This window comes from Rahnella sp. PD4 (assembly GCF_049199325.1).
Classification (GTDB): domain Bacteria; phylum Pseudomonadota; class Gammaproteobacteria; order Enterobacterales; family Enterobacteriaceae; genus Rahnella; species Rahnella perminowiae.
The window spans coordinates 108,713-130,833 of sequence record NZ_JBLZQF010000001.1 but is presented as its reverse complement, the minus strand read 5'-3'; the positions used below and the strand labels follow the sequence as shown (position 1 = coordinate 130,833).

Annotated in this window: 23 protein-coding genes; 11 read left to right on the top strand and 12 right to left on the bottom strand. The window is 52.8% G+C overall.

What is annotated here, in order from left to right:
- Window positions 1–19: 19 nt before the first annotated feature.
- From lpxM to znuA, 3 genes are all read right to left on the bottom strand, one after another.
- Window positions 20–1,000 (bottom strand): lauroyl-Kdo(2)-lipid IV(A) myristoyltransferase, encoded by a 981-nt coding sequence (lpxM, locus tag ACOZIO_RS00590; protein WP_129951098.1) that lies wholly within the window; start codon window positions 998–1,000, stop codon window positions 20–22.
- A gap of 93 nt (window positions 1,001–1,093) precedes the next feature.
- The gene (mepM, locus tag ACOZIO_RS00585) at window positions 1,094–2,428 is read right to left on the bottom strand and encodes a murein DD-endopeptidase MepM (RefSeq protein ID WP_129951097.1); all 1,335 of its coding nucleotides are present in this window, start codon (window positions 2,426–2,428) and stop codon (window positions 1,094–1,096) included.
- Window positions 2,429–2,448: 20 nt separating this feature from the next.
- Window positions 2,449–3,375, bottom strand: coding sequence for a zinc ABC transporter substrate-binding protein ZnuA (gene znuA / locus ACOZIO_RS00580; protein WP_217137842.1), 927 nt, complete (start codon window positions 3,373–3,375; stop codon window positions 2,449–2,451).
- Between the two features lie 95 nt (window positions 3,376–3,470).
- Between znuA and znuC the strand changes: the two genes are divergently transcribed.
- Together znuC and znuB are read left to right on the top strand one after the other, a co-directional pair.
- Window positions 3,471–4,229: a zinc ABC transporter ATP-binding protein ZnuC gene (znuC, locus tag ACOZIO_RS00575; protein ID WP_266059902.1), complete on the top strand. Its 759-nt coding sequence runs from the start codon at window positions 3,471–3,473 to the stop codon at window positions 4,227–4,229.
- The gene (znuB, locus tag ACOZIO_RS00570) at window positions 4,226–5,011 is read left to right on the top strand and encodes a zinc ABC transporter permease subunit ZnuB (protein ID WP_129951094.1); all 786 of its coding nucleotides are present in this window, start codon (window positions 4,226–4,228) and stop codon (window positions 5,009–5,011) included. The genes znuC and znuB overlap by 4 nt, the downstream gene beginning before the upstream one ends.
- A 45-nt stretch (window positions 5,012–5,056) precedes the next feature.
- On the opposite strand, the gene ACOZIO_RS00565 is transcribed toward znuB, so the two are convergent.
- Entirely contained in the window at window positions 5,057–6,436 is a 1,380-nt protein-coding gene (locus ACOZIO_RS00565) for a cation:proton antiporter (RefSeq protein WP_129951093.1), read from the bottom strand.
- A gap of 154 nt (window positions 6,437–6,590) precedes the next feature.
- Between ACOZIO_RS00565 and ACOZIO_RS00560 the strand changes: the two genes are divergently transcribed.
- Window positions 6,591–6,896, top strand: coding sequence for an EthD family reductase (locus tag ACOZIO_RS00560; RefSeq protein WP_129951092.1), 306 nt, complete (start codon window positions 6,591–6,593; stop codon window positions 6,894–6,896).
- 101 nt (window positions 6,897–6,997) lie between these two features.
- Here the strand turns inward: ACOZIO_RS00560 and ACOZIO_RS00555 are convergent, their stop codons facing one another.
- Window positions 6,998–7,324 (bottom strand): hypothetical protein, encoded by a 327-nt coding sequence (locus tag ACOZIO_RS00555; protein WP_129951091.1) that lies wholly within the window; start codon window positions 7,322–7,324, stop codon window positions 6,998–7,000.
- A gap of 331 nt (window positions 7,325–7,655) precedes the next feature.
- Here ACOZIO_RS00555 and ACOZIO_RS00550 point away from each other — a divergent pair, with 331 nt between their 5' ends.
- The 3 genes from ACOZIO_RS00550 to wrbA all read left to right on the top strand — a co-directional run bounded on the left by ACOZIO_RS00550 (window position 7,656) and on the right by wrbA (window position 10,137).
- Window positions 7,656–8,936 (top strand): YadA-like family protein, encoded by a 1,281-nt coding sequence (locus ACOZIO_RS00550; RefSeq protein ID WP_421594806.1) that lies wholly within the window; start codon window positions 7,656–7,658, stop codon window positions 8,934–8,936.
- A 62-nt stretch (window positions 8,937–8,998) separates the two neighbouring features.
- A complete protein-coding gene (locus tag ACOZIO_RS00545; RefSeq protein ID WP_129951090.1) occupies window positions 8,999–9,220 on the top strand; it encodes a hypothetical protein in 222 nt (73 codons plus the stop codon).
- 317 nt (window positions 9,221–9,537) lie between these two features.
- Window positions 9,538–10,137 (top strand): NAD(P)H:quinone oxidoreductase, encoded by a 600-nt coding sequence (wrbA, locus tag ACOZIO_RS00540; protein WP_129951089.1) that lies wholly within the window; start codon window positions 9,538–9,540, stop codon window positions 10,135–10,137.
- 36 nt (window positions 10,138–10,173) lie between these two features.
- On the opposite strand, the gene ACOZIO_RS00535 is transcribed toward wrbA, so the two are convergent.
- The 3 genes from ACOZIO_RS00535 to fusA all read right to left on the bottom strand — a co-directional run bounded on the left by ACOZIO_RS00535 (window position 10,174) and on the right by fusA (window position 12,966).
- Window positions 10,174–10,485 carry a CcdB family protein gene (locus ACOZIO_RS00535; RefSeq protein WP_129951088.1) on the bottom strand — a complete coding sequence of 104 codons (312 nt, stop codon included), beginning with the start codon at window positions 10,483–10,485 and terminating at the stop codon, window positions 10,174–10,176.
- The gene (locus ACOZIO_RS00530; protein WP_129951087.1) at window positions 10,485–10,721 is read right to left on the bottom strand and encodes a type II toxin-antitoxin system CcdA family antitoxin; all 237 of its coding nucleotides are present in this window, start codon (window positions 10,719–10,721) and stop codon (window positions 10,485–10,487) included. The genes ACOZIO_RS00535 and ACOZIO_RS00530 overlap by 1 nt, the downstream gene beginning before the upstream one ends.
- Before the next feature lie 139 nt (window positions 10,722–10,860).
- A complete protein-coding gene (gene fusA, locus ACOZIO_RS00525; RefSeq protein WP_217137840.1) occupies window positions 10,861–12,966 on the bottom strand; it encodes an elongation factor G in 2,106 nt (701 codons plus the stop codon).
- Between the two features lie 237 nt (window positions 12,967–13,203).
- Here fusA and ACOZIO_RS00520 point away from each other — a divergent pair, with 237 nt between their 5' ends.
- Window positions 13,204–13,557 (top strand): ArsR/SmtB family transcription factor, encoded by a 354-nt coding sequence (locus ACOZIO_RS00520; protein ID WP_129951085.1) that lies wholly within the window; start codon window positions 13,204–13,206, stop codon window positions 13,555–13,557.
- On the opposite strand, the gene ACOZIO_RS00515 is transcribed toward ACOZIO_RS00520, so the two are convergent.
- On the bottom strand, window positions 13,554–14,471 hold the full coding sequence (locus ACOZIO_RS00515; RefSeq protein ID WP_217219929.1) for a LysR family transcriptional regulator: 918 nt from the start codon (window positions 14,469–14,471) through the stop codon (window positions 13,554–13,556). The two genes, ACOZIO_RS00520 and ACOZIO_RS00515, sit on opposite strands and share 4 nt — an antisense overlap.
- A 123-nt stretch (window positions 14,472–14,594) precedes the next feature.
- Here ACOZIO_RS00515 and ACOZIO_RS00510 point away from each other — a divergent pair, with 123 nt between their 5' ends.
- Window positions 14,595–15,179, top strand: coding sequence for a chromate transporter (locus ACOZIO_RS00510; RefSeq protein WP_129990822.1), 585 nt, complete (start codon window positions 14,595–14,597; stop codon window positions 15,177–15,179).
- On the top strand, window positions 15,179–15,697 hold the full coding sequence (locus ACOZIO_RS00505) for a chromate transporter (RefSeq protein ID WP_129990823.1): 519 nt from the start codon (window positions 15,179–15,181) through the stop codon (window positions 15,695–15,697). The genes ACOZIO_RS00510 and ACOZIO_RS00505 overlap by 1 nt, the downstream gene beginning before the upstream one ends.
- A gap of 58 nt (window positions 15,698–15,755) precedes the next feature.
- On the opposite strand, the gene ACOZIO_RS00500 is transcribed toward ACOZIO_RS00505, so the two are convergent.
- The gene (locus ACOZIO_RS00500) at window positions 15,756–16,043 is read right to left on the bottom strand and encodes a Bor family protein (RefSeq protein WP_129951082.1); all 288 of its coding nucleotides are present in this window, start codon (window positions 16,041–16,043) and stop codon (window positions 15,756–15,758) included.
- Window positions 16,044–16,299: 256 nt separating this feature from the next.
- On the opposite strand from ACOZIO_RS00500, the gene ACOZIO_RS00495 reads away from it, so the two are divergent.
- Window positions 16,300–18,258, top strand: coding sequence for a glycoside hydrolase family 3 N-terminal domain-containing protein (locus ACOZIO_RS00495; RefSeq protein ID WP_421594805.1), 1,959 nt, complete (start codon window positions 16,300–16,302; stop codon window positions 18,256–18,258).
- Window positions 18,259–18,264: 6 nt separating this feature from the next.
- On the opposite strand, the gene ACOZIO_RS00490 is transcribed toward ACOZIO_RS00495, so the two are convergent.
- Window positions 18,265–18,948, bottom strand: coding sequence for an O-methyltransferase (locus ACOZIO_RS00490; RefSeq protein ID WP_129990825.1), 684 nt, complete (start codon window positions 18,946–18,948; stop codon window positions 18,265–18,267).
- Window positions 18,949–19,300: 352 nt separating this feature from the next.
- Here ACOZIO_RS00490 and ACOZIO_RS00485 point away from each other — a divergent pair, with 352 nt between their 5' ends.
- On the top strand, window positions 19,301–21,412 hold the full coding sequence (locus tag ACOZIO_RS00485) for a TonB-dependent siderophore receptor (RefSeq protein WP_129951079.1): 2,112 nt from the start codon (window positions 19,301–19,303) through the stop codon (window positions 21,410–21,412).
- Window positions 21,413–21,497: 85 nt separating this feature from the next.
- Here ACOZIO_RS00485 and ACOZIO_RS00480 read toward each other — a convergent pair whose 3' ends face one another.
- Window positions 21,498–22,085, bottom strand: a complete 588-nt coding sequence (locus tag ACOZIO_RS00480) for a TetR/AcrR family transcriptional regulator (protein WP_129951078.1) — start codon at window positions 22,083–22,085, stop codon at window positions 21,498–21,500.
- Between the last annotated feature and the right edge of the window lie 36 nt (window positions 22,086–22,121).

The following is a 22,121-nucleotide window of genomic DNA, read 5'->3' as shown; positions in this document are numbered from 1 at the left end:
CCTTTGAAATTTTTAACGGTTACTTTTTGGGATAAAGTTCTTTGCGCGAATAAGGCTCAGGTTCACCCGGCTTTCGGGTTTTAAGCAGTTTGAGGATCCAGGTGTACTGTTCCGGATTCGGTCCGACCAGCACTTCCACCTCCTCGTTCATCCGCCGTGCGATACGATTGTCATCGGCAGTGGCCAGATCATCCATCGGCGGGCGCACATAAATATCCAGCCTTTGTTCGTGGCCATTATAGACAGGGAACAGCGGGATGATCGACGCACGGCACACTTTCATCAGACGTCCGACCGCAGGCAATGTCGCCTTGTAGGTGGCAAAGAAATCGACGAACTCACTGTGCTCAGCGCCGTGATCCTGATCCGGCAGATAGTAACCCCAGTACCCCTGACGCACTGAACTGATGAACGGCTTGATGCCGTCATTACGCGCATGCATTCGACCACCAAAACGACGGCGAACGGTATTCCACAGATAATCGGTCAGCGGGTTTTTCTGATTATGGAACATAGCGGCCATCGGCTGTCCGTCAGCGGCCATCAGCATCGCCGGGATATCCACAGCCCATCCGTGTGGCACCAGAAAAATCACATTTTTACCTTCGGCATGCATCTGGTCGACAATTTCTTTGCCGTGCCAGTGAACACGCTGCATGATTTTTTTAGGATCACGGAGGGCCAGTTCAGCCATCATCACCATAGATTGCGGAGCGGTGGCAAACATCTCATCGATGATATGTTCACGTTCAGCTTCAGGTGTTTCGGGCAGACAATACAGCAGATTAATTTGCGCACGACGACGTGCGCCTTTCGCAAATTTTCCGGCCAGACGGCCAAGGCTGCCTAAAATAGGGTCGCGAACCTTCGCCGGCAGATATGCCATTCCGGCCATCGCTCCGACGCCCAGCCAGACGCCCCAGTAGCGCGGATGATAGAAGGTTTTCTGAAATTGCGGAATAAATTCAATAGTCGATCGTTTTTCTTTTTCTGGCTGCATGCTCAGGCTCTTATGACAAATTCTGCCTTAATGATAAGTGCAGTGATTTATTTTGCAATAAATCACTGCCTTGGAAAATTAAGCGCGAAGAGATCAGTCAAGCTTCAGTTGAGGAACAACCTCACGAACAGTGGCCAGATAAGTACTGCGATCTTTACCTGTCAGCCCTTCCGTTCTCGGCAGTTTTGCCGTCAGCGGATTCACAGCCAGCTGGTTAATCCACATTTCAAAATGCAAATGCGGGCCGGTTGAACGGCCGGTATTGCCGGACAGTGCGATGCGATCGCCCCGTTTCACTTTCTGACCGGGTTTCACCAACAGCTTACGCAAATGCATATAACGGGTCATGTACTGACGACCGTGACGGATGGCAACATAGTTACCCGCAGCGCCGCCATTCTTGGCAACGACCACTTCACCATCGCCCACCGCCAGCACCGGCGTACCGACAGGTACGGCGAAATCGACGCCACGGTGCGGTGCTATGCGCCCGGTCACCGGGTTCAGACGACGCGGGTTGAAATTAGAAGAAACGCGGTATTGTTTACCGGTCGGGAAACGCAGGAAGCCCTTCGCCAGCCCGCTGCCGGTGCGGTCATAAAATTTGCCGTCTTCAGCCCGGACAGCGTAATAGTCTTTGCCGCCGGTACGCATATGCACGGCCTGCAATTCACTTTGCTCATTCTTACCGTCCAGTACTTCGTGGGACATCAGCACCGCAAAGTCGTCGCCTTTCTTCAATTTACGGAAATCAAGTTGCCACTGCAGTGCTTTAATAACAGCACTGACTTCAGCGCTGCTCAGCCCTGCGGCTTTGGCGCTGGTGACAAAACTGCCGTTCAGCGTCCCTTTCAATACTGAATCTTTCCATTCCCCTTTCAGGGTTTCCAGAGAGGATTTAAACGTGTTGCCCGAACGGTCAAAGGTGTAAGTTTCGCGACGTGATTTTTCCCATGTCAGGCGTTGCAAATCACCGGCATCATTGAGCGTCCACGAAATTTGCTGACCGATTTTCAGATTACGTAAATCACGGTTGGCATCTGAAAGTGCAGCGATTTCTGACATATCAATGCCGTACTGATTCAGAATGCTACTCAGCGTATCGCCGGTAGAAACCACATATTCATGTACGCCGGCTTCATTGACTGTTTTATCGTCAAGATCATCTTGCGGAATGTCATCATCGGCGGGGGGAGACTGGTCGATAGGCTCGCTGGCTTCAGGAAGCAGTGAACGTAATTGCTGGTTATCAAGGGTGATATTTTTAACCAGCGGTTTGGTATCGGAAAGGTCATTGTCCGGGTGATAGGCTAACGGTTTCCATACGGCCACAGCCAGTGTGACGACGGTAAGTGACCCCAGCATAATGCGATGGGGCCGCGGAAGGTTGCTATACGCCAGAGCGATAGATCGGGCTATCAGCTGCACTTAAATTCTGTCCTTTTAGCTTACTTCAGGCAGCTCAGGTACTGGTTCGCCAGCTGTGACAAAAAGTTCACGTAGCTGTCCGCACCGAGTGCAATGCTGCTCCCCAAGGGATCCAATGTGCCCATACGCACTTTTGTTCCCTGGGCAACAGCCGTTATGACGGCTGGCCTGAATTGTGGCTCAGCAAAAACGCAGGTCGCTTTTTGCTCAACCAACTGTGTTCGAATGAGATGTAATCGCTGTGCACCAGGTTGAATTTCGGGGTTGATCGTAAAGTGACCACGTGGCGAAAGGCCGAAGTGTTTTTCAAAGTAGCCATAAGCGTCGTGAAAAACAAAATATCCCTTACCCTGCACAGGCTGCAGCATAGTACCAATATTTTTGTCAGTTTTTGTCAGCCCGTCTTCAAAACGTGCCAAATTTACATCTAATTGTTGCTTTTTCTGCGGAACCAGCTCTGCGAGCTTGTTGTGGATCTCAATGGCGGCTTCGCGGGCGATTTCCGGTGACAACCAGACGTGCATATTATATTCGCCATGGCGGTGTTCATCCGCCTCATGCTCATGAGCCTCGTCATGTTCATCGTCATCACTGCCTTTCATCAGCAATGGTTTCACTGCCGGTAACGTCGCGATGGCGACCTGACGGATTGGTGGCAGTTGCGCTGCTGACTTGGTCATAAACGCTTCCATTTCCGGCCCCACCCATACCACCAGATCGGCGCTGCGCATACGCTGAATATCGGAAGGGCGTAATGCAAAATCATGAGGCGACGCCCCGTCCGGCAGCAACACTTGCGTCGGCATGACGCCGTCGGCAATAGCGGATGCGATAAAACCCAGCGGGCGTACGGAAGCCAGAACAGCGGCCTGCGTGCTGAAAACCGCACCTGAACTTAATATTGCGGCGGCCAGAAACATCCGTTTAACGCTTTTTTTCTGTATCATGCTGAGTGAACTCATCTTCGGGTTGGGGGAAAACTGGTTATTTTTAGCGAAACGCAATATTATAACATCCGATTTGTTCTGCAAGACCCTATGACATGTCCACATTAGCTACGCTCCAAAATATTTCAGTGACTTTCGGTGCACGACGGGTGTTGTCCAACATCTCGTTAAGTCTGCAACCGGGGAAAATTCTGACCCTTCTCGGCCCGAATGGCGCGGGAAAGTCCACATTAGTGCGCGTTGTGCTTGGCCTGATTGCGCCAACAGAAGGCAAGATGAACTGCGAACCCGGTTTACGTATCGGCTATGTTCCGCAGAAAATTCATCTCGATCCTACCATGCCGCTGACCGTCAGCCGTTTTATGCGACTGAAGCCCGGTGTGAAGAAAAGCGATATTTTGCCCGCCCTGAAACGCGTACAGGCCGCGCATCTGCTGGATCAACCGATGCAAAAACTCTCCGGCGGCGAAAACCAGCGTGTTCTGCTGGCGCGTGCGTTAATGAACAGCCCGCAGTTATTGGTACTCGATGAGCCGACCCAGGGCGTTGACGTCAACGGACAACTGGCGCTGTACAACCTGATCGACAGCCTGCGCTGCGAATTGGGTTGCGCCGTGCTGATGGTTTCGCATGATTTGCATCTGGTGATGGCGAAAACGGATGAAGTGTTGTGCCTGAACCAGCATATCTGCTGTTCCGGCTCGCCGGAAGTGGTCTCTGCGCACCCTGAATTTATTGCGATGTTCGGTAATCGTGGCGCAGAACAGCTGGCTATTTACCGACATAACCATAACCATCGTCATGATTTAAAGGGAAAGATAATTTTGCGCAACACCGGAGGTCGTGACGCATGATCGCGCTGTTATTACCTGGCTGGCTGGCAGGTGTTTTACTGGCAATTGCCGCCGGCCCGCTGGGCTCGTTCGTCGTCTGGCGTCGTATGTCCTATTTCGGCGATACGCTGGCTCATGCGTCACTCCTCGGCGTAGCCTTTGGTTTACTGCTTAATATTAATCCTTTTTATACCGTTATCGCCGTCACTTTATTGCTGGCCGTATTGCTGGTATTGCTCGAACGTAAACCGCACCTGGCTGTCGATACCCTGCTCGGGATTATGGCGCACAGCGCACTGTCACTCGGGCTGGTGGTCGTCAGCCTGATGTCCGGCGTGCGTGTGGATCTGATGGCATATTTGTTCGGTGATTTGTTGTCGGTGACATACAGCGACATCTGGATGATTGGCGTTGGCGTAACGGTGGTGATTGCAGTGCTGTGCTGGCAATGGCGGGCGCTGCTTTCCATGACCATCAGTCCGGAACTGGCGCATGTCGATGGCGTAAACCTGCAACGTTCGCGCATCATCCTGATGCTGGTAACGGCGCTGACCATCGGTCTGGCGATGAAATTCGTCGGTGCGCTGATCATCACCTCATTGCTGATTATTCCCGCCGCGACCGCGCGGCGCTTCGCTAAAACGCCGGAACAAATGGCGTATGTGGCGGTGATAACGGGCATTGTTGCCGTGACCGGCGGCCTGACGTTCTCGGCATTCTATGATACACCTGCCGGCCCTTCTGTCGTGCTGTGTGCCGCGGTGTTATTTATGTTCAGCCTCAGTAAAAAACAGATTGCCTGACCGCAACGCCAGAGACAAAAACGGACGCCCTGAGCGTCCGTTTTTTTATGCATCTTCCTGCTGCCTTTTTTCCCGTGCCTCCCGTTCTTCCTGCGCCGCCTCCTGCCTCGCCTGCCGCCAGTGCAACACCGGTGATACCGTTATGCCGTGGATAACCACGCTGGCGACAATCACCGTGAACGCAATGTTGGTCATATAGTTGGCGTCCGCACCGTGCAGTCCGTGCGTCCAGGCATAAGCGATATAATTCATACTGCCGATACCGCGAATACCAAACCAGCCGAGCATCAGCCGTCTCCCCTTCGGTACATGTACGCCGATTGTCGTGATATAAACAGCCAGAGGACGGATGACAATAAACAGCAGCGCGGCGATCAGCAGTCCCGTCGGTTCCCAGTGTTCTGCCAGCGTGATTCCAAGCACCATGACAATTCCCGCAGCAAAAATCCGCTCAATGGTATCGCCGAACGACAGTGCATCACCCACCATCAGTCCGATCGAATTGCGCGGCATTTCCGCTTGCATCGAGTGACGCTGGTGAGGATTGACCATGACTTCAGCGGGTGGCGGACGCGACCCCTCACTCAGATCTTCCGGCGGATGCAGGGAAACGACGCGTACTTCCGCGCTGCGAAGCCCGACACCGGCGGCAAATGCCGCAAGGAAACCGGAAGCATCGAGAGATTGCGCGGCCGCATAGCTGAGCGCTATCAGCGACAGCGCCAGAAAATCACTCGGTGCAACCGTACGCTGACGGCTGTGAAAACGCGTCGCACTGAGCCCGACCAGTTTCCCCATCGCAAAACCAATTGCCAACCCGCCGAGCAACGCCCAGACCACATCGCGCCATGCCCAGTGCCACCATTCGTGTGAAGATAATCCGTCCTGCGCCGTGAACAGCATCAGCGCCAGCATCAGCACAGGCAGCGCCGAACCATCGTTCATCCCTGCCTCGCTGGAAAGCGCAACCCGCAGCCCGTCGTCATCATTGGCATCATTCACGGCAATCATGCTGGCCAGCACCGGATCCGTCGGCGCGATAATGGCACCCAATGCAAGGGCCAGCGGCCAGGAAATACCGGTAATGTAATGAGCAATAGCGGCGACGCACAGGACGGTGAGTAACATGGCAGGAAAAGCGAGTAACACACCAACACGCCAGCTTTGTGCGCGAAAAGGCAAGCGGAGTTTCAGTCCGGTAATAAATAATGACGCCGCCATGGCGATTTCAGTGAAATGCGCGGTGAGCGTGGAATACGCCACCAGATCGATATGCAATAAATTCAGAACCCAGGGACCACAAACGATCCCCGCAGCCAGATACAAACCGAACGTTGTCACCGGACCGCGGGAAATCCACCCGGATGCGAGCGACATAATCAATAGCAGTCCTCCGACCGCCGCTGTCCAACCTAAAAATCCCATGTTTATCCCATGCTAAATATCAGTTCATTAAGCATAGTACATGTATGCAGATGAATGATTTTTCAGATAAATAACATCGGGCACAAATGGCGCGGCATATCATTAGCCGGTAAGCTAAAATTGATTTTTATCCGGGAATAAGACGAGACATAAAATGATTAAATACAGTGTGCTGTATCCAAATATTGAAAACGGAACCTTTGATCATGATTATTATCGGGATGTACATTTACCCTTGATCAAACGCCGGATGGGGGAGTTTTGCCATTCTTACGCCATCGATAAAATACCCGCAGATGCACCGGCGGAGGCGCCCTTCATCGCCGCCTGCCATATTTATTGCAACTCAATGGAAGACTTCGAAAAAGGCATGCAAGGCAATGCTGCAGATTTCGTCGCCGACGTGGCGAACTTCACTAATATCGAACCGGTGAAGATGATTTTCGACGTTGTGGTCTGACGTTTCCACCCAGCCCTGATCGTAAAAAAGGCGATTAACCTCTCTGGGTAATCGCCTTTTTTCGCGTTCTTTATCTCGCACACCACGTCCTGTCAGCGTAATTATTGGGTCAGCAACTTTTTGATGGGCGCACTCGGTTCGCGCTTAATAGTATGTAAAAACTCCTGGGCTTTGTCATTGACGGCATAATCGGCAGTCACACCAAAGTCCTGCACCATCGCCCACTTTTCAAACAGGGCTTCATCACTGTTGCGTATAAACCACAACATTCTCACTGCGGTTACCGCCACCTGAGGGATCTGTGTCACCGTACCATTGATCCACTTATTTAACGTGCTGCGTGGCAGTCCCAGCAGAATACACAACGCGGGCTGATCAATATCCAGCCTCCGGACATAGTCCAGGAATTCTTTTGCGTTATCTGCCATTCACTTATCCCCAATTTCTTAAACCCGCGCATATTGTACAAGAATCTTATAGATATTTCATCTGGTCGCTACTGGCGACTAAAAACGCTCCTTTTGATAGTTACAGAAACAAAAACTCGTGTCTGTTAGCCACCAAAGATGGCTCTGGATGAAACAAACTCATGTAGCGCAATAACTTTACGTTTCTTGACATAAGTCAAATGACCGGTTGATGTGTGAAGCAAGTCACATTCATTGTATGTATGATTTTGTTGAAGAGACAAAAATATCATCCTGATAACACCTCTTATTTGTCGCTAGTAGATACTTATTTCAAGATCGGAAAAAACAAATGAACACTCAGTTTACAGAACGCAACATTCAGATCATCGCCGCTGGTAAAGCCGGTAAGAAACACAGGCTTCAGGCTCCGGCGGACTTCCGGGCACTACGCATAGCCGTTCAGCGCATATGCCTTGGTGTGGTGCTCTCAACAAGTGTTATTCCGGCTGTTCATGCACAACTTTCGGGGGATGACCTGGAGGCTGCCAAAGCCTACTTTGCCAATAATCCGGAAATTCCTTCAGATAAGCAGAATGAGATCTTGCGGAAAAACGACCTTATTCAGGTTTCCGACTATCTCAAAAACAACACCTACTGGAATGGTTCAAGCAATGTTCAGATGCCTGTTTTTGATCCCCTGGCAAGAATGGAAACGCCGATGACACAGACAGCCACTCTTCCCATGACCAACCTGACTCCGGCGGAACACACGATTTCGGTTGCGCAACCACCTGTCAAAAATGATCCAACAGGAACGCCGGTATTACTCACCCCCATAAAAAATGATCCCACAGGTATACCGGTAGACGTTCAGACACAGATGCAAAAAAAACAAGCTGAACAGGTTGCTTTGCGTTATGCGGCGGCGAATGCCCCTCATGATGGCCTTGATGGTAAAGATGGAATCGATGGCAAAGATGGCGCTAAGGGCGATACCGGCTTAGCAGGTACTGACGGAAAAGATGCCGACATGTCTAAAGTTAATGCCAACAGCGAAGCTATCCAGGGTGATGAAATGGCAGAAGCGAATCGTCAGCGGACTTCGATGCAACATGTGGATGTGGTTGCTCTCGCCCAGACAGCTCAGGACTCAACACAGAAAACGCAGGCAGAAACGAAAAAACCGATCGCCGCCGCTCAGGCTAAAGTTGCCCATGAACAGCAGATCGAACATATATACTACGATCAGCAAATCCAGCAATTAGCCGCAGGAGCTCACGCCGAAGTCTTAGCGGAATCCCACAGCCGGACTGCGGGCGATGCCCGTACACTGGCTCAGGCAAATGACTACACCAATAAAAGATTCTCTGATCTGAAAACGCGGGTTGATGACAACAAAAAAGAAGCGGCGGCCGGTTCAGCCTCTGCCATGGCTCAGGCCAATATTCCGCAGGTGCAGGAATCTCAGCAGTTCGCGGTGGGTGCTGGTGTGGGCGGTTATGATTCAGAGAATGCCCTGTCAGTCGGTGCTTCCTTCCACGCGGGCAGGGCCACCATCGTAAAAATGTCAGTCTCCGACGACTCACAGAATAACGTGGGTTATGGCGCAGGCATGAGCGTTGGCTGGTAATCGCACGATTAAAAAGAGGCTGACCGTTTCAGCCTCTTCATCTCTTTCAAGGCCAGTCACAAATGAAAAAACGCCATAGCGATAAATTCAAACACCTGCCGCCGGAGCAGCAATATGTCTGCCTGAAAATGTTACAGCGCGTCGAGGAAACCCCTCTGACCGAGGGTGTGACGGGCGTTGCCGTCTCGGTGATAATGAAAGACGGTCACACTGCCACGCTCAGTAAGTTTATTGCCAAACCGGATGAAGTCTCCATATTGGTCAGTTGGGAAAGCGCCCCCTGACAGGGCTTCATCTCCCCTCCCGCGAAATGCGCACATCTGTTCTAGTATGTAGATGAGTGAAACGTTCCTTCCACTTGTTTCTTATTAATCAGGCAATGCGTTTATCCGACCCATTGCTCTAATTAATTGAAGAGACTGTTCAAAAATTTGCGTTTGTAACTCCCCGATGATGCGCGGACGATGGACTTTCCCGCTCATTACAATCACCGACTGGTGGAGGAGAAAACGTGGGATTTTTAAGCGGATTTTTCGCCCGTATTACCGGACAGAAGCCCGCATCCGATACGGAAAAAACATCACCTCATGAGGAGTTAAAAATGGCAAAAGTACTGGTTCTCTATCATTCCATGTATGGTCATATTGAAACGATGGCACAAAGTGTTGCAGAAGGTGCACGCAGCGTACCCGGGGTTGAAGTCACGATAAAACGCGTACCCGAAACCATGCCTGAAGAGGCTTTTAAAGCCGCTGGCGGTAAAACTGACCAGATTGCGGAAGTGGCATCGCCCGCTGAGCTCGCTGATTACGATGCCATCATTTTCGGGACACCGACCCGTTTTGGTAATATGTCAGGACAAATGCGTACCTTCCTCGATCAAACCGGCGGGCTATGGGCTAAAGGCGCACTGGCAGGCAAAGTCGCCAGCGTATTCAGTTCAACCGGCACCGGCGGCGGACAGGAAACGACCATCACCTCGACCTGGACCACCCTCGCCCACCACGGCATGATTATCGTCCCGATTGGTTACACTACGCCGGAACTGTTTGATATTTCACAGGTTCGCGGCGGTACCCCTTACGGTGCAACCACGCTTGCCGGTGGCGATGGTTCACGACAGCCGAGCGCAGAAGAACTGCGTATTGCCGTACATCAGGGCAAACACGTCGCGAACATCGTCAGTAAACTGGTCAGCTAATTCGGCGTGTATAAATAAGGCGCAAATGTCTGCGCCTTAAATTCCTGTCACCAGTAAATCCAGAGCAGCCACGACATCCGCACGATGAATATCGGCATTAAACTCGGGCTCATGTCGCAACTGCGTTGTACTGACGCTGGTGAGCAGATTTGTCATCAGCACATATTGTTGATTTTGTATACGCACCAGAGGGTGAAGATGCCTGACGGGCCTCAGATTACTGAGTGAAGTCAGCGGGATCACTACCCGTTCGTTCAGTCTTTCAAATAATGGATTCTGAATATCCATAAAATAGGGATAAAGGTTTTTGCCATCCCCCCTGTTTTCATACACATCAAATTGCGCCATTACAATACTCCGCGTCCCTGAGAGAAGAGTCCTGCCTTTTCAGTAAAGGCATTGCATGAATCCATTGCTTGCTGATTTTCTTCTAAAAACAGTGCCCTTTGTTTCTCTTTCACCGCTTCTCCTAATGCTTTATCAAACGTGGCTGACAGGTTAATGCCGAATGCTTTGGCCTGTTCAAGCAGATCGGCACTCAATGTGACATTGGTTCGCTTCTTATTTCCTGCTATGGATAACATAACACCCTCTTTATGCGTACATGACATGCGCATAAGAGTGTCACACAATGAAGCCATAATCTATCGCATCCTTTTCAAAAACCAAAAAAACGGCCCTTGCGGACCGTTTTGTCTCTGGCGGAGAGTACGCCTGTTATGCTTATTTTCCACGCGATGCAATGATATTTTCCGCCACATTGCGTGGTGCCTCGGCATAGTGGTTGAACTCCATGCTGTAGGTTGCACGGCCTTGCGACATCGACCGCAAAACGGTGGAGTAGCCGAACATTTCAGACAGCGGCACTTCGGCTTTGATAATTTTACCGCCACCGCCCGCGATCTCTTCCATGCCCTGCACCGTACCGCGACGCGATGATAAATCTCCCATCACGCCACCGGCATACTCTTCCGGTGTTTCCACTTCCACTTTCATCATCGGTTCCAGAATCACCGGATCGGCACGTTTCGCGGCTTCTTTGAAACCAAAGATCGCCGCCATTTTGAACGCCATTTCTGAGGAATCGACCTCGTGGTAAGAACCAAAGGTAAGCGTCACCTTCACATCCACCACCGGATAGCCCGCCAGAATGCCGTTGTTCAGCGCTTCCGTGACCCCTTTTTCGACAGCGGGGATATAGTCGCGCGGTACCACACCTCCCTTGGTGGCGTCAACGAACTCAAAGCCCGTTCCCGCAGGCAGCGGTTCGAGGGTGAAGACCACATGACCATACTGACCTTTACCGCCGGACTGACGCACAAACTTCCCTTCGACGTCGGTGACCGTTTTGCGCACCGTTTCACGGTACGTTACCTGAGGTTTGCCGATGTTGGCTTCCACACCAAACTCACGCTTCATACGGTCAACGATGATTTCCAGATGCAGTTCGCCCATGCCGGAAATGATCGTCTGGCCGGATTCCTCATCCGTACGGATGCGAAACGACGGATCTTCTGACGCCAGTCGTGACAGCGCGATGCCCATTTTCTCCTGGTCAGCTTTGGTCTTTGGCTCGATGGCCTGCGAAATCACCGGATCCGGGAATTCCATGCGCACCAGCGTGATGATATCCGACGGGTCACACAGCGTTTCCCCGGTGGTGACATCTTTCAGCCCCACACAGGCGGCAATATCACCGGCACGGATTTCGTCAATCTCGATACGATCATTGGCATGCATCTGCACGATACGGCCAATGCGCTCTTTCTTGCCGCGTACCGGGTTATACACGCTGTCGCCTTTTTTCAGCACGCCGGAGTAAACGCGAACAAACGTCAGCTGGCCGACATACGGGTCCGTCATCAGTTTGAACGCCAGGGCCGAGAATTTCTCACCGTCATCGGAATGACGGAAGGCTTCGTTACCGTCTTCATCCGTGCCGGCAACCGGTGGAATATCCAGCGGAGAAGGCATCAGTTCGATCACGGCATCGAGCATGCGCTGCACGCCTTTATTCTTGAATGCACTGCCACACAACATCGGCTGGATTTCCCCGGCGATGGTGCGCAGGCGCAATCCTTCGGTAATTTCATCCTCGGTCAGCGAGCCTTCCTCAAGATATTTATCCATCAGTGCGTCATTGGCTTCGGCGGCTGCCGAGACCATTTTCTCGCGCCACTCTTCCGCCAGTGCCTGCAATTCTGCCGGGATGGCTTCATAGGTAAAGGTCATACCCTGTGTCGCGTCGTCCCATAAAATGGCGCGCATTTTGCGCAAATCTACGACACCGGTGAAATGTTCTTCTTTACCGATGGGGATCACAACCGGCACCGGATTGGCTTTCAGACGGTCCACCATCATCTGACGGACACGAAAGAAATCTGCACCCTGACGGTCCATTTTGTTAACGAACGCCAGACGCGGCACGTTGTATTTATTGGCCTGACGCCAGACGGTTTCAGACTGTGGCTGCACACCGCCCACGGCGTCGTACACCATCACCGCACCGTCGAGTACACGCATGGAACGTTCCACCTCAATGGTGAAATCCACGTGCCCAGGGGTATCGATAATGTTAATCCGGTGCTCATCGAACGAGTGATCCATCCCGCGCCAGAAACAGGTCACGGCGGCAGAGGTAATCGTAATGCCGCGCTCCTGTTCCTGAGCCATCCAGTCTGTGGTCGCACCGCCGTCATGCACTTCTCCCAGCTTATGATTCATGCCGGTGTAGAAAAGTATACGCTCGGTGGTGGTGGTTTTACCTGCGTCGATGTGTGCTGAGATACCGATATTGCGGTAGCGCTCGATTGGCGTTTTGCGAGCCATATAACGTCCTTACTGGTTGATGGCTAAGTTGGCGGAGAGTGGTTTTCACGTCCCGTCACAAAGTAATGGGTACTAAAATTCTTAATGCGAAGAGTATACTACAATTGTACGTGTATAATCGTACAATTATTTTATTCTATCGATGAAATCGGTCAGTGGCCGTCGCGTTGTACAGCAGCAGAGGGATAGGCTATATTGCGCGGCCGCCGATGAGCGTCGTTAACGTAAAGGAACAATATGATAGCCAACCACCCTGAGCGGGAGCAGATCCGCCTCGAAAATGTTCTGACTGCGCTGGGAAATCCGTTACGCCTGGCCGTTGTGCGCACGCTGGCCAAAGGTGGCGAGCATCCCTGCGGCACGTTATTGCAGGGTTTGTCGAAATCGACGCTGACCCATCACTGGCGTGTATTACGTGACAGCGGTGTCATCTGGCAGCGCCCGGACGGCCGCGCCAATTTGCTTTCACTGCGCCGCGACGATCTGGACGCGCGCTTCCCCGGCCTGCTCGATTCTCTGCTGAATGCCATCGAATCTGACGGCATTACGCTGGAATCCACCCGCAAACACATTTCCGGGCAACATCTTTAATCTGCCTTCAGTTGCGTTTTCACGAGATCGCAAAACATATTGATTATAGCGGATGAATGACTGTCTTCCCGCCGCGCAAGATACAACGGTGCGCTAAGTTGTGTGGCGGTGTCCAGCGGCAAAAATACCACGCCGTCTCCGCCCAGCCGGGTCATGGATTCCGGCACAATAGAAATCCCCAGTCCGGCACCGACCAGACTCAGACAGGAAGTTAAACGCGGCGCTTCCTGCACAATGTGCGGACTGAAACCGGCGCGGACATATGCCCCGAGTATGGCATCGTACAACCCCTGCCCGGCCCGCCGCCGGTATAAGACAAAAGGTTCGTTACTCAGATCTTCAAGTCTGAGCGGCTGACCGGCCGTTTGCGACGCCAGTTTGTGCCCCGCCGGCACGGCCACCCACATCGGTTCATCCAGCACTTTTTCCATTTCTAATTCCGGCATATCTTTGACCCGCATGCGCACAAAAGCGACATCCAGCTCCCCCGCCACCACGGCGGACAGCAACTCGCCGCTGCCACTTTCCTCAAGCTGAGTACTGACCGCCGGATAAATTGTCCGATAGCGGCGCAGCAGTGCGGGGACGAAGGTATGCAGCGCGGCGGAACTGGTAAAACCGATGCGGATCCGTCCCTGTTCGCCCTGCGCAGCGCGGCGCATGGCGGCACTGAGCTGAGCGGCGCGCGCCAGCACGGCACGGGCCTCCTGTAATAACACTTCACCCGCTTCGGTCGGAACAACACCGCGCGGCAGGCGCTCTAATAAAGAGATACCAAATTCCTGTTCAAGTCCCTGTAACAGGCGCGTCAGCGGTGGCTGCTGGATAAACAGCAGTTCTGCGGCGCGGGTAATGCTGCCCGCTTCCACCACGGTGACAAACGCATTCAGACGTTTCAGTTCAATCATATCCATACCTACAGAGTATCTTTCGCCATTAATAAATGCATTAGACATCATGGCACATCCACGCGCATGATCCTTAACAGAATTTTACGTCTCAGGTGGCTTTGAATGACTTTAAGGGGGTGTGTGAAAATGTCAGCACAAACGCAGGATAAATTAATGACTGATACAGAGGTTCAGAGCGCGCCGCAGCCCGGTTGCCGGCAACTGTTTATGGGTTTTTTCATCCTTGGCCTGACCGGTTTCGGTGGCGTATTGCCCATGGCGCGGCACATGCTGGTGGAAAAACGCCGCTGGCTGACTGCAGATCAGTTCACCGAACTGCTCGGACTGTGCCAGTTTTTACCCGGCGGTAATATTATTAATCTGTCGGTCGCCCTGGGGATGGAGTTTCGCGGGTTACGTGGCGCATTATCGGCGCTGCTCGGGCTGATCCTCGCACCGACGATTTGCGTGGTGCTGCTCGGCCTGGTGTATGCACGTTATCAGAACCAACCGCTGGTGGAACATCTGTTCGCCGGGATGGCGGCCGCCGCCGCCGGTTTACTGCTCTCGACCGGCATCAAAATGCTCGCCCCGTTACGGGGTAAATGGTTGCAACTGGCGCTGGTCGCTGTCGGTGTGATGGCGATTGCTGCGTTCCGCATGCCTATGCTGCCCGTCATGCTGGTGCTGGCCCCGGTCAGTATTTTCATCTGCGCGAGGAGTAAATTCTGATGCCGGTTCTGCTTTCTCTTGCCCTGTTATTTACCGAACTTTCCGTGCTGGCATTTGGTGGCGGAAATACCATTCTGCCTGAGATGCAACGGGCGGTGGTACAGGTGCATCACTGGATGAGCGCGCAGGAATTCAGCGCCCTGTTCGCTCTGGCGCAGGCCGCTCCCGGCCCGAATATGATGATCGTGCCGCTGATTGGCTGGCAGGTTGCCGGATGGTCAGGCCTGCTGGTGTCCTCGCTGGCAAAATTTGGCCCGTCCTCGATTATTACGCTTATTGTGATGGGCGGCTGGAAACGTTACAAAGACCGTCCCTGGCGGCAAATTGTGCAGCGCGGGCTGGTACCGGTAACCGTCGGGCTGGTGGTATCAAGCGGATTACTGATCGCCAAAGCGTCAGCGACCACACTGCCCCTGGCTGGGGTGATCGCGCTGTGCACGCTGCTGTCGCTGAGTAAGCGAATCCATCCGTTGTGGGTGCTGAGCGCCGGTGCGGTGCTGGGTCTGGCCTTTGGTTAAGCGTCCTTACAACGAAAAAGGCTGCCATAAGGCAGCCTTGGCGTGATATCCGGCGCGATTAAGAACAGAACACGCGGGCTTCACGCGGGGTATAGATACCAAACGTCACGACACCCAGAAGACCGTTGACGAAAGTTTGTTGTGATTCAACACGAACCACTTTATCTGCGCCACCGCAAACTTTAGCCGCATCAATGGTTTTTTTCTGGCCAATACCGCTGACGAAGAAGTGATGCGTGGTCACTTGCTTAGGCGCGGTCGCAATACCCTGGCCCATGTTGAAAGTTTGCTGTGCACAGCCGGATAACAGTACGGCAACAGCCGCAGCAAAAATCACCTTTTTCATGACAATCCCTTATAGAAGACCTTAAATGGCCATTAAGCCTCAGTAGCCGTCTGCAGGTATGCCCCATAACGAAACGGGACGAACCAACAGATCCAAAGGGGGTTATCGGAAGATTGACGAAAAAATGTAGGCTAAAGAGTGAAAAAAGTCGGTTTATTGTGGTTTTTAATTGAGAAGCCGCTCTCAGCATCTGTCCGATAAATAGCGTATTGATAATTCATTGAGTTTTTATATATAAAAAACGTTAAGGATGATAATGAAAAGTAAACCTCTGAGCCTTGCCAGTGCTGCCCTTTTGCTTTCTGCCACTGCCTCCGCCACCCCTATCCAGCCTGACCTCAGCCAGCGTGACGTAACACGGCTGACCGTTGACGGATTGCAGTTCAAGGATCTCAATCATTCCGGGAAACTGGAACCTTATGAAGACTGGCGGTTGACGCCGCAGGCACGCGCAGCGGATCTGGTGAAACGCATGACGCTGGAAGAAAAAGCCGGTGTGATGATGCACGGTTCCGCACCGACCGCCAGCAGTCCGGTTGGGGCCGGGACGTATTATGATACAGATGCGGCGGAAAAGATGATTGCCGGCGCCAAAGTGAACAGTCTGATCACCCGGCTTTCTGCGGATGATCCGGCCGTGATGGCCCGGGAAAACAATAAACTGCAACAGATTGCCGAAAACACCCGACTCGGCATTCCGGTCACCATCAGCAGCGATCCGCGTAACTCATTTGAATATCTGGTCGGCGCGAGTACCTCTTCCGGTAAATTCACCCGGTGGCCGGAAACTTTAGGACTGGCAGCGATTGGGGATGAAAAACTTACCCGTCGTTACGCCGATATTGTCCGTCAGGAATATCTGGCCGTCGGCATTCGTGAGGCACTTTCACCGCAGGCTGATCTGGCAACAGAGCCACGTTGGGCACGTATCAGCGGTACCTTCGGCGAAGATCCGACGCGGGTGCACAACATGGTGCGCGGTTATATCGAAGGGATGCAAAACGGTGCCGACGGGCTCAATCAGGGCAGCGTGATCGCTGTGGTCAAACATTGGGTCGGGTACGGTGCGGCTGAAAACGGTTTCGACAGTCACAATGTTTACGGCAAAAACGCCGTCTTCCCCGGCAACAATCTCAAAGAACACATTTATCCTTTTACCGGCGCGTTTGAAGCCAATGTCGCCAGCGTAATGCCGACGTATTCGATCCTGAAAAATGTCTCCGTGGACGGTAAACCGCTCGAACAGGTCGGAGCCGGATTCAGCCATCAGTTGCTGACCGATATTCTGCGCGGACAATACGGTTTCAAAGGCGTCATTCTCAGCGACTGGCTGATCACCAGCAATTGTGAAAATGATTGCCTGAACGGTTCGCCGCAAGGCAAAGAACCGGTGCCGGGCGGCATGTCATGGGGCGTTGAAAACCTGACGCCGCAGCAGCGTTTCGTGAAAGCCGTGCAGGCGGGTGTTGATCAGTTTGGCGGCGTGACCGACTCGCAGTTGCTGGTCAATGCGGTGAATGAAAAGCAGCTGACTGAACAGCGTCTGGACGAATCTGTCGTGCGTATTCTTGAACAAAAATTCAGGACCGGTCTGTTTGAAAATCCGTATGTCGATGTGCAGTACGCCACCCGGACCGTCGGGCGGGCTGACTGGCAAAAAGAAGCCGATGCGGCTCAGGGACATTCGCTGGTACTGCTGCAAAACACCGGCGACGTGCTGCCGCTGAAAAAAGGCAAAAAAATCTGGCTGTATGGCATCGGACCGCAGGCCGCAAAAGCAGCCGGTTTTACCGTGGTGGATACGCCGGAGAAAGCCGATATTGCGCTGATCCGCGCCCATGCGCCGTATGAACAACCACATAAAGCCTGGTTCTTCGGCAAACGCCATCATGAAGGTTCACTGGCCTTTACCGGCGACAATGCGGATTATCAGGCCATTGTGAAAGCCAGCAAAGCGGTGCCGACAATCGTGACTGTTTATCTCGACCGTCCGGCGATCCTGACCAATGTGACAGACAAAGCGAAAGCGGTTATCGGTAATTTTGGTGTCAGCGATACCGTGCTGTTTACCCGTCTGACCAGCCCTGAAGCTTATACCGGAAAGCTACCGTTTGAACTGCCATCGTCTGAGGAAGCGGTGCTCAGACAACAATCCGATATGCCGCATGACAGCGAAAACCCGCTGTTTGACATTGGCTTCGGGCTGGCGCGTTAAGCCCGGTTAACCGGTGACCCGTGCCAGCACAAAACCGTCCCAGCCTTTGCTGCCGACGGTTTGCAGCGCGGTCGCAGATAAACGCGGCTCCTGTTCGATCATCTCAATGAAGCGACGCACGCCCTGTACCCGGGCGTCGTCGCTGTGCGGATCCACCACCGCACCCTCCCGCACCACGTTATCGCCAATAATCAATGTACCCGGTTTCGACAGTTTCAGCGCCCACTCGAGATACAACGGATTACCCGGTTTGTCTGCATCAATGAAAATCAGATCAAACGGGGCTTCTGCCTGAAGCCCTGGCAGCGTTTGGGCGGCAGGACCGACGTGTAAGGTAATTTTGTCCTGCAAACCGGCCAGTTCAATATTGGTTTTTGCGACACGGGCGTGATGCGGATCGGCTTCCAGTGTCACGACTTTTCCGAGCGCCGGTAATGCCCGCGCCAGCCAGAGTGTGCTGTACGCGCCGAGCGTGCCGATTTCCAAAACTTTTTGCGCGCCGGTAATTTGTGCCAGGAGCGCCAGTAATTTCCCCTGATTGGGTGCCACATCGTGCGCGGGTAAACCGGCCTGATGGTTATTTTTCAGCACCTGTTCCAGAACCGGATCGCTTTCCACGAGATGACTTACCAGATAATCATCGACCGCAGCCCATTTCCCGTTGTACTCCTCCTGACTCCCCTGACTCATTTTCGCCTCCCGGCAGTGAATTTTAGGTAATGAAAATATTTAAAAATGCCCTATTAACCGTAATCACTCGCGGCCATTTTTGCCCGAATTTTTAGTGCCACTCTCAAAAAACCCTCGTTTTCATCAGGTTAAAAATGCGTCACCTCACACTTTTTGAAGAAAGTTCCCTTGAATTTACAAAATAATAATGATAACAATTATCATTAAGTTTAACATTTGCCAGGTTTGGTTACGTTACCGTCTGTCACGTATAGCCGTTTTTAGGCGGAACAAATGTTGGCTTTTGGGTTTATTACACATGCATCAATTAATCACTCAATAATTTATTGAGTTATTTATAGGGATTATGAATATGTTGTTGGCTTTCCCCCTCAAACGCTCGGTGCTCATGTGCGCGCTGGCAATGCCGGTTGCCTCAATGGCAGCTGAAGACACCGTCATTGTCAAAGCCGCGCCTGCGGATACCGCCGATGCGCCGACCCAGGGTTACAGCGCGAAAACCAGTAAAAGCGCGACCAAAACGGATCAGCCGCTGATTACCACGGGCCAGGCTGTTTCTGTCGTGACCCGTCAGCAAATGACGGATCAGAATGCCACCACCGTCAACGCTGCGCTGAACTATACACCGGGCGTATTCACCAACTTTGCCGGCGGCGCAACGCGTTATGACACCATCTCCCTGCGCGGTTTCCATGGCGGTGACGTCAACAACACCTTCCTCGATGGCCTGCGTATCCTCAGCGATGGCTCGACCTACAACTCCATCCAGGTTGACCCATGGTTCCTGGAACGCATTGATGTGGTGAAAGGCCCCTCTTCTGCCCTCTACGGTCAGAGCATTCCTGGCGGCGTGGTGGTGGAATCGACCAAGCGCCCGCAGTTTGCTGAAGAGGGTCATTTCCAGCTTTCCGGTGGCACGCAAAATACTAAAGGCGGCGCGTTCGACTACACCAACGCCATCAATGATCAGCTGGCGTTCCGTCTGACCGGTATGACCCGCAGCAGCGATACGCAGTATGATCATCAGCGTGAAGAGCGTTACGCGATTTCGCCACAACTGTTGTGGACGCCGGATGAAAACACCTCGCTGTTACTTCGCGCGTATCTGCAAAAAGATCCGTCCGGTGGCTACCATGCCGCCGTTCCGGCTGACGGCAGCCTCTATGGACAGAAACTGAGCCGCGGTTTCTTTGATGGTGAAAGCACGCGCAATCAGTTCAAACGCTGGGAACAAATCTACAGCTACGAATTCCAGCATGCATTTAACGATGTATGGTCATTCCGCCAGAACGCCAACTACACCCATTCCAATACCGAACTGGATCAGGTGTATCAGGCCGGCTGGAATGCGGATCGTACCGAGATGAGCCGTTATTATTCCGGTGAAAAATCATCCCTGGATACCTTCGCGATCGATAACCAGCTTGAAGCGGATTTCGCCACCGGCGAACTGGCGCATAAAGTGGTGCTGGGCTTTGACTATTCCCACTTTATCAATGATGTGAAATCTGACGCTGCTTACGCTGAAAACCTCAACCCGTACACCGGCGTGGGCGGTGATGCACTGGATTATTACAGCCTTAAACGCGGTAAAAACCGTTATGAGCAGATGGGTACCTATCTGCAAGATGAGATGAACTGGAACAAATGGTATCTGACCCTGTCAGGCCGTTACGACACGCTGAAAACCTCCAGCCGCAGCTACGAAAGCATTTACGGCACGCAGAGCAACAGCGAACGTAAAGACAGCCACTTTAACAGCCGCGCTTCCCTGCTGTACGCCTTCGACAACGGGATTTCTCCGTACGTCAGCTACAGCCAGGCGATGACGCCATCTGCCTTGCCGGGCGCTGACGGCACGCTGCTGAAACCGATGCAGAGTGAGCAATACGAAGCCGGGATCAAATACCAGCCTGTCGGTACTTCTGATATGTACACCGCGGCGCTGTATGATCTGACTCAGAAAGACGTGGGTAACCGCGTGGTGGTCGGCAGCTACTACGAGCCGGCGGGTAAAATCCGCTCACAGGGGCTGGAGCTGGAAGCTAAGAAACAGGTTACCGAACGCTTCAACGTGATGGCCGGTTACACCTACAACAAAGTGCGTATCCGTGATGCGGCTGAGAACAACGGTAACACACCGTATGTGACGCCAAAGCAAATGGCTTCCATCTGGGGTCAGTACAACACGCCGATTGGTGTGGATATGGGTGCAGGTGTTCGTTACATCGGCACCCAATGGGCGGATAACGAAAACACCCGCCACATGCCTTCCGCCACGCTGGTTGACGCGTCACTGCGTATGAATCTGGTGCAGTTCAATCCGCAACTCAAAGGCGCCTATGTGCAGCTGAACGCTAACAACCTGTTCGACAAAAAATATGTCGCAGCCTGTTACGGCACCAGCTACTGCTACTGGGGTCAGGAACGGACGGTGGTGGCTACAGTAGGTTACGATTTCTGATAGATTTTTCAGCTCCTCCCCCTGCGAAGTAATACCCCACCACAACCCTCCCCCTCGCAGGGGAGGGAGCGATTCTGAGAGTTTATTATCCCGGCAAATTTAACCGCGCCTTCAGCGCTTTCTTTGCACTTTCCAGCAAGGCATCCGATACCTGCCGGTCCGGCTCACAGCGTGCCAGTGACAAACTGCCCATCAGTTCCGCACTCACCGAAATCGCCAGCGTTTGCGGATCATCGACACCCATCTCTGTTATCTGACGGATAATCATTTCACGGATACGTCCGATACCACGCGCAAACTCTGCCTGACAGGGTGCCGACATACGGGGGGTTTCAGAGGCCAGCGCCGATACCGGACAACCCTGCGCACGGTTATCGCGGTGCCACGGCGACAAATAAAAATCGATATACCCTGCCAGTTGTTTCTGCGCCGTCAGTCCCTGATTTTCTTTATCCCAGCGGGCCATAACCTGATTAAACATCTGCCCGATGGCCGCCTCAATCAACGCCTCTTTTGAGGCAAAGTGCGCATAAAACCCACCGTGCGTCAGGCCGGCTTTGCTCATCACACCTGCCACGCTGACCTGCAATGGCCCTTTGGCGCGGATGGCTTTCGCCGCTTCCTTCACGATCCGCTCACGGATTTTAGGTTTATGTTCACTTTCGTAGCGCATAGTAACACCCTGATAATCAGAAAATTGCCGTCATAG

Excerpts from the sequence above, each read along its gene's own strand:
- ACOZIO_RS00515 (WP_217219929.1), bottom strand. The coding sequence starts at position 14,471 with ATGGATATGATTGAACTGAAACGTCTGAATGCGTTTGTCACCGTGGTG.
- ACOZIO_RS00510 (WP_129990822.1), top strand. The coding sequence starts at position 14,595 with ATGTCAGCACAAACGCAGGATAAATTAATGACTGATACAGAGGTTCAG.
- ACOZIO_RS00505 (WP_129990823.1), top strand. The coding sequence starts at position 15,179 with ATGCCGGTTCTGCTTTCTCTTGCCCTGTTATTTACCGAACTTTCCGTG.
- ACOZIO_RS00485 (WP_129951079.1), top strand. The coding sequence starts at position 19,301 with ATGTTGTTGGCTTTCCCCCTCAAACGCTCGGTGCTCATGTGCGCGCTG.
- ACOZIO_RS00560 (WP_129951092.1), top strand. The coding sequence starts at position 6,591 with ATGATTAAATACAGTGTGCTGTATCCAAATATTGAAAACGGAACCTTT.
- ACOZIO_RS00490 (WP_129990825.1), bottom strand. The coding sequence starts at position 18,948 with ATGAGTCAGGGGAGTCAGGAGGAGTACAACGGGAAATGGGCTGCGGTC.
- ACOZIO_RS00500 (WP_129951082.1), bottom strand. The coding sequence starts at position 16,043 with ATGAAAAAGGTGATTTTTGCTGCGGCTGTTGCCGTACTGTTATCCGGC.
- znuB (WP_129951094.1), top strand. The coding sequence starts at position 4,226 with ATGATCGCGCTGTTATTACCTGGCTGGCTGGCAGGTGTTTTACTGGCA.
- wrbA (WP_129951089.1), top strand. The coding sequence starts at position 9,538 with ATGGCAAAAGTACTGGTTCTCTATCATTCCATGTATGGTCATATTGAA.
- ACOZIO_RS00535 (WP_129951088.1), bottom strand. The coding sequence starts at position 10,485 with ATGGCGCAATTTGATGTGTATGAAAACAGGGGGGATGGCAAAAACCTT.
- ACOZIO_RS00545 (WP_129951090.1), top strand. The coding sequence starts at position 8,999 with ATGAAAAAACGCCATAGCGATAAATTCAAACACCTGCCGCCGGAGCAG.
- lpxM (WP_129951098.1), bottom strand. The coding sequence starts at position 1,000 with ATGCAGCCAGAAAAAGAAAAACGATCGACTATTGAATTTATTCCGCAA.
- ACOZIO_RS00565 (WP_129951093.1), bottom strand. The coding sequence starts at position 6,436 with ATGGGATTTTTAGGTTGGACAGCGGCGGTCGGAGGACTGCTATTGATT.
- znuC (WP_266059902.1), top strand. The coding sequence starts at position 3,471 with ATGTCCACATTAGCTACGCTCCAAAATATTTCAGTGACTTTCGGTGCA.
- znuA (WP_217137842.1), bottom strand. The coding sequence starts at position 3,375 with ATGATACAGAAAAAAAGCGTTAAACGGATGTTTCTGGCCGCCGCAATA.
- ACOZIO_RS00480 (WP_129951078.1), bottom strand. The coding sequence starts at position 22,085 with ATGCGCTACGAAAGTGAACATAAACCTAAAATCCGTGAGCGGATCGTG.
- ACOZIO_RS00520 (WP_129951085.1), top strand. The coding sequence starts at position 13,204 with ATGATAGCCAACCACCCTGAGCGGGAGCAGATCCGCCTCGAAAATGTT.
- ACOZIO_RS00530 (WP_129951087.1), bottom strand. The coding sequence starts at position 10,721 with ATGTTATCCATAGCAGGAAATAAGAAGCGAACCAATGTCACATTGAGT.
- ACOZIO_RS00550 (WP_421594806.1), top strand. The coding sequence starts at position 7,656 with ATGAACACTCAGTTTACAGAACGCAACATTCAGATCATCGCCGCTGGT.
- ACOZIO_RS00495 (WP_421594805.1), top strand. The coding sequence starts at position 16,300 with ATGAAAAGTAAACCTCTGAGCCTTGCCAGTGCTGCCCTTTTGCTTTCT.
- fusA (WP_217137840.1), bottom strand. The coding sequence starts at position 12,966 with ATGGCTCGCAAAACGCCAATCGAGCGCTACCGCAATATCGGTATCTCA.
- ACOZIO_RS00555 (WP_129951091.1), bottom strand. The coding sequence starts at position 7,324 with ATGGCAGATAACGCAAAAGAATTCCTGGACTATGTCCGGAGGCTGGAT.